General features: G+C 55.7%; 5 protein-coding genes. All 5 read left to right on the forward strand.

Going from position 1 to position 5,683, the window contains the following annotated elements; translation table 11 throughout:
- Positions 1-1,741, forward strand: a 1,741-nt coding sequence (locus tag V3W39_RS33430) for a DUF2345 domain-containing protein (RefSeq protein WP_330214171.1), incomplete at its 5' end; no start/stop codon positions are given.
- Between the two features lie 5 nt (positions 1,742-1,746).
- Entirely contained in the window at positions 1,747-2,520 is a 774-nt protein-coding gene (locus V3W39_RS33435; RefSeq protein WP_330214172.1) for a hypothetical protein, read from the forward strand.
- A 36-nt stretch (positions 2,521-2,556) separates the two neighbouring features.
- The gene (locus tag V3W39_RS33440; RefSeq protein ID WP_177079576.1) at positions 2,557-2,937 is read left to right on the forward strand and encodes a hypothetical protein; all 381 of its coding nucleotides are present in this window, start codon (positions 2,557-2,559) and stop codon (positions 2,935-2,937) included.
- Between the two features lie 72 nt (positions 2,938-3,009).
- Entirely contained in the window at positions 3,010-5,058 is a 2,049-nt protein-coding gene (locus tag V3W39_RS33445; protein ID WP_330214173.1) for a lipase family protein, read from the forward strand.
- Positions 5,059-5,086: 28 nt separating this feature from the next.
- The coding region (locus V3W39_RS33450) for a hypothetical protein (protein WP_330214174.1) at positions 5,087-5,683 on the forward strand (597 nt) is incomplete at its 3' end.

Raw genomic sequence — 5,683 nt, forward strand, 5'->3', positions numbered from 1 at the left:
GCCCGGCCAGGTACTGAAAATCTCCGGCGGCGCGCCACAGGCCTTTGCTCCCGGCGCGGTGATCACGCAACTGACCACCCGCGCGGCCCGCGACCGCAGTTTCGATGTCAGCTTTAAGGCGATCCCCTACTCGGAAACCGTGTGCTTCCGCCCGGATCTCAAGAAAAAACCGCAAATCGCCGGCACCGTCCCGGCCCGTGTCACCAGCCGGCAGGCCAACGACCCGTACGCCGAAATCGATCTGGAAGGGCGCTACCGGGTCAACTTCCTGTTCGACCGCGACACCTGGAAGCCCGGCCAGGAAAGTATGTGGCTGCGCCTGGCCCGTCCGTATGCGGGCGACACCCATGGCCTGCACCTGCCGCTGATAGCGGGCACCGAAGTGGCTATCGCGTTTGAGCAAGGCGACCCGGACAGGCCCTACATCGCCCATGCCTTGCACGATAGCCGGCGCGGGGACCATGTGACCTTGCGCAACTACAAACGCAACGTGCTGCGCACACCGGCCAATAACAAACTGCGCATGGACGACACGCGGGGGCAGGAGCACGTAAAGCTCAGTACGGAATACGGTGGGAAAAGTCAGCTGAACCTTGGGCATTTGGTGGATGCCGGGAAGAAAAAGCGCGGGGAGGGGTTTGAGCTGCGAACCGACGACTGGGGTGCCATTCGGGCGGGGAAGGGGTTGTTTATCAGTGCCGACAAGCAGGTCAAGGCCGGCGGTGAGCAACTTGAAATGGAAGCCGCCATTACGCAGTTGGAAAGCGCGCTATCACTGGCGCGCTCCCTGGCCGATGCGGCTCGTAATGCACGAGCTCTCCCCGGTGATATCGATAGCCAACGAGGACTGGTTCAGGCGCTCAGCGAGTTGGGGCGATCGGGCGTATTGCTGCATGCCCCCGCAGGCGTCGGTGTGGTCAGTCCCAAAGCGGTATGCCTGTCATCCGGGGGCGAAAGCGTGGGCATCATGGCGGCGCACAACGCCGACATCAGCGCCGGGCACAACATCACGGCCGCTGCCGAGGGGGGGATTAGCGTACTTGCGCAATGTGCAGACATGCAGCTCAAGGCCGCCTTAGGCAAGATTGAGCTGCATGCCCAGGCCAGCAATCTGCATGCGATGGCGAAGACCGATATCAAGATCGAAAGCGTGGAAGGCCGCGTAGAAATCAGCGCGCCACAAGAGCTTGTACTCAACTGTGGTGGCGCCTATATCCGCCTGAAGAATGGCGAAATTGAGCTGGGTGCGCCCGGCAATATTTACCTCAAGGCTGCCCATGTCGACAAGCTTGGAAGCGCCAGCCTTGATACGCCGGTATCACCGCTACCAGCGGGATATTCCGGTAGCTATGCCCTGAAGGATGAAGCCCGGGTGCCCCTGCCGTTCACTCGTTATCGGATTACCACCCGGCAGGGAGAGGTGTTCAAGGGGGTGACTGATAAGGCAGGCAAGGCCATGCCGATTCATACACTGGTCCCGGGAGAGTTGAAAGTTGAGTTTCCGGCATCGGAGAAATGGATCAGCTTTTGCGCGCCGGTTGAATTGAATCATCAAGGCATCAAATGCACTGCGACGATGGACGATGGAACCGTTTTGCAAGGTGAGTTCGATCATCAGAACAAGGCGAGCTTTTATTCTTTTGCTGGTAACACCTGTGTCAAGTTTGAGGTGGCTGAACTTGCGCCACAAGAAACGGGTATTAGCTGCGCCGAAGAAATACTGAAAAGGATCATGGAGTAATCAATATGGATGCCTCTTATCGAAATTACCTGGCTCAAGAAAATCACTCGGTTGATGCTGAGGTTCTGGAGCGTGCGCTAGAGAGCTTTGAGGGAGTTGCCGTTAAGTTTTCATCGGATTTTATAGAAGATGCAAGGCAGCGTGATAATTACAATCGTAACGTCAAGAGGGTCAAGGCTGAGGTTTTGAAGCAAGTAGCAAATGGGAGCATTTCAGCAAAGGAAGGTGCTGAGTTTTGCTATGAAATGAGAAATAAAATCATGGCGGAAACGCGCGCCAGAACTTCGGTGGCGGGGCGCGCCGTTGCTGAGAGAGAGAAAGTAATTTCTCCTGCTCTGGAGAAATTGCTGGACGAAAAGTCCGGCAGGAAATTTGGAAAAAGGTTTAATGAGTTGGGCCCTCGGCAGAAAAGTACTGTTCATTACGAGATCATTGAGTCTTCCGCCAGGCCAAACACCAAGTTCAATATAAGAAACAAAGCATTAAGAACGATAGGGAAAGTGCTGATAGTGGTGACTGTTGCGTATGTTGTCTACGACGTTGTCAATGCGCAAAACAAAGTGAAAGAAGTGATCAAGCAAGGCGCTGTAATGGCTGGCGGGCTTTCAGGCACGATTTTAGCCGGCTCTGCCGCTTCGCTGGTGTGTGGCCCAGGAGCTCCCGTGTGTGCTGTTGCACTATTGGTTGGTGGCGGGGTCGCCGCAGGATGGGTTGCATCAGAAGTTGTAGAGCTTTTTGATGACGAGCTTGAGGAATTTACTCGTTGGCAGGTGAAGTAGTACGCCAGTCAGTGTGTGCGGTCGATGGAGATACTCATGACGCTTATTTTATTGAAGTTATTCTTTTCATTGTTCGCGCCTCTGGCCCTCGGATTGGCGGGTGCCGGGGTGAATAGTTATGTCGCATGCCGTGATTTGGAGGTGGTGTTAAAAGTTTTTAAAAAAAGCTCCATTGTGACGTCTTATGCTGATGTATGGGCGGGTGGTTCTTTTTTTTCACGCAGCGCCTTATCTATGGTAGTGGCCGGAAGTGTGATGTGGCCGTACAAGCATATACGCAACGGTTCGCTCGACGCTCAGGAACTGGCTTGTTTGCCTGGCTCTATCAAACTACGCATGAAATGGTCAGTCGGACTTGTGGTGGGTGGAGTTGGATGGTTGTTTTTTGTTTTTCTTTTGTCGAAGTTTTTCAGTTAGATGGAAAAGCAAATCTACGCACCATTGATTATGGATTTAACCCATCATAACTAGAGATACTCAGGGGCTTGTATGAGTGACGAATTTTTGCATCGCACGGATACACTCGGCACCGTCAAAGTGGTGACTTGCGGTCCACAGAAAAAGCACTGGGTTGAATTCCAGTTGGTGGATGAACAGGGTGAACCACTGGCGAACCTGCCGTGGCGAGCGGTGAACGATGCCACACGTGCCGACTGTGCGCCGCCGTACTCAGGTGTGAGCGATGCCCAAGGAGTGGTTCGTGTAGACGGCCTGCACCCCATCCCCATCACCTTGCTGGTGTCCGCCGACCCGCTGGCCGAGCAACTGCAAACCCGGCGCTTGCGTGCCGAAAGGCCCGAACCGGAGTGGCCAATTATCGGTGACCGCAGCGCGCCCTACGGTCCGCAGCGCCCGGGCTTTTCGCCGATTGAGGCGCAGGCGATCGCGGCGGGGCATGGCTACCACTATGTGCGCATTGGGCAGTTATGCGATCAAGCGCCGAACGTTGACCCGCCGTTGGCAGACTCGAAGAAGCTTCCGGCGTTTCACTTTCCGGACCCGGCTTTCAGTGGGTTTACCGTTGAGTACGAGGAGCTGAATCGCCGGCATGTGGTGGAGGTGTGTCCGTTTCGTGCTTGGGCGTTGGTGTTACATCACCAGCCTGAGTACAGCTTGGTTAATGCACACAATTTGGGGCTTATGAGCATTTTGGCTTATAGCCGATATGAGGAGAACGATCGCGGTTCACCCGAGCAGTTTTTTCTCCATCAATGCCTGGACCTGTCACGCACGCCACGGGTATTGGATACCGGGAACAACTGGTTTTGCGTGGTAACGGATGTGCCCTTTAGTCAGCGCTATACGTTGGCGCGGACCCTGGACACGGGTAAGGCGGATCCGCCGGAAGGCAATACGCAATTCTTCTACGCCATCAACGCCTCCCAGGTGCTGGTCGCTTGGCGCGGAACCGAAATGGCCTGGCCGTTTACCGATTTGGCAACGGATGTAACCTTTCGGCCTGTGAAGCCAGAAATGCAGGCCACTTGTGAACCCAAGGTGCCCTGTGACGACTTGACCCCGCAGGGCAGCGTGCATCTGGGCTTTCGTGATGCGTTTGAGAAGGCCAGAAGGATTTATGCCAGGGATCTGGGCGAGACGATCAGTAGTGAGATTCGCGACAAACAGCTTTTTATATGCGGCCATAGCCTCGGCGGAGCCTTAGGCCTGATCCATGCCGCCTCTCTAAAAGATCGCAACCCACTGCTCTACACCTACGGCATGCCCCGCACCTTCACCCTCAAAGCGGTACAAGGCTTGGCCGATATCCGACACTTCCGCCACGTCAACGACACGGACACTATCCCCAGCGTCCCACCCGAAGCGGAGTTGGACAACTACCTGTACAAACTCTATGGCCAACTGGGTACTTCTCTTGGGTTCGCCTGGTCCCTGGTTCAACTGACCGCCAGCCAACTGTTCCGGTACGGCGACCCGTTCTGCCATCACGGCGAAATCGCCATGCTTTACTGGGCCGACCAGCACCGCCAGGCCAGAGGCTCGCACTATCCGGCCTATCTCAACAAGGAAGGACTGGGCGCGCCCTACCACACCACGATCAACCATCGCCTGGCGCAACGATCCCTGATGTATGTGGTACCCAGCCTGAGCACCGACGACAGCCAACAGGCCGAACACGCCCAGCAGCGGTTTTTCACCTCATTGGCCACCGAGAGCCGGAACAGAATCTTCCCGCCCAATGGCAACCTCAGGACCGGCCGGTTCACCGGGCTCGGCAACCATTTCATGGGGGTGTACCAACCCCATATCCGCAACCAGTTGCTGGAACTGCTCAACCCTGGGCGCGACCCGTTGCTGGAGCGGCAGGTGCAGCGGCAGAAATTCAAGCAACAGATGCGGGAGAACGCCTTGAGCGCGCCCGAAGATGAGCTGACGCGTAACCGGGTGTTCCTCGAACTGCAAAACCAAATGGAGCAGTCCCTGCGCGTCACGCGGGAAATGGAGGGCGGCGCCGAAGCGCTGCAACGTTTCGATGCGGTCTCGGATCCCGAGAGACACCACGAAACCATTAAGGGTTAAACCCGTAAATACCGGCCAGGACAAGACCATGATCAGGAACACCACCGTCGTTTTATTCGCTCTACTCACCAGCCTGAGCGGTTGTGCCATGGACCGTAGTTTGGCGCCGCCTCCGAACAGCGAACTCATGACCATCACGGTGAAAGTGCCCAAGGAACTTGAAGCCGAAACGCTGGAAGTGATGTATCGCTCGCCCATCTGCAAGCGCATTACTTCCGGAGCCAGCGGCCAACGCATTGAACTGCAGGGTTATCACGGAATTGACGTGCAACTGCAGCAGCAGGGGCAGAGTGATCTCTACGAAGCCAAGTTACCAATGGACGGCGGTGGTGCATGCCAGTGGCGCTTGAGTAACGTCATCTTTGGCGTTGCCTACAGCAATCCCGCGCAATTTGGCGAGAATGTAACTTACGGCGCGGGAGGTGGAATTGTAGCGATATTTGATCAAAACAACTCACTACGAGGAGGTGCAGATATTGAAGTTGAGGGCGATTTGACGATAAAGAAGGACTATTACCCCTGGTTGAGTGAGGCCTTTCTTGGCGGTTACAGGAAACAAATTAGCCTGACAGGTGAAGGTGATATCTATCTTGGCTATCAAGCATTGCAGGCCCGACGCGTGTAC

Origin of the sequence: Pseudomonas sp. Z18(2022) (genome assembly GCF_036346535.1) — a bacterium.
GTDB lineage: Bacteria > Pseudomonadota > Gammaproteobacteria > Pseudomonadales > Pseudomonadaceae > Aquipseudomonas > Aquipseudomonas yamanorum_A.

What these genes read in the sequence shown, in the direction of transcription:
- V3W39_RS33435 (WP_330214172.1), top strand. Translation starts at nt 1,747, where the DNA reads ATGGATGCCTCTTATCGAAATTACCTGGCTCAAGAAAATCACTCGGTT.
- V3W39_RS33440 (WP_177079576.1), top strand. Translation starts at nt 2,557, where the DNA reads ATGACGCTTATTTTATTGAAGTTATTCTTTTCATTGTTCGCGCCTCTG.
- V3W39_RS33445 (WP_330214173.1), top strand. Translation starts at nt 3,010, where the DNA reads ATGAGTGACGAATTTTTGCATCGCACGGATACACTCGGCACCGTCAAA.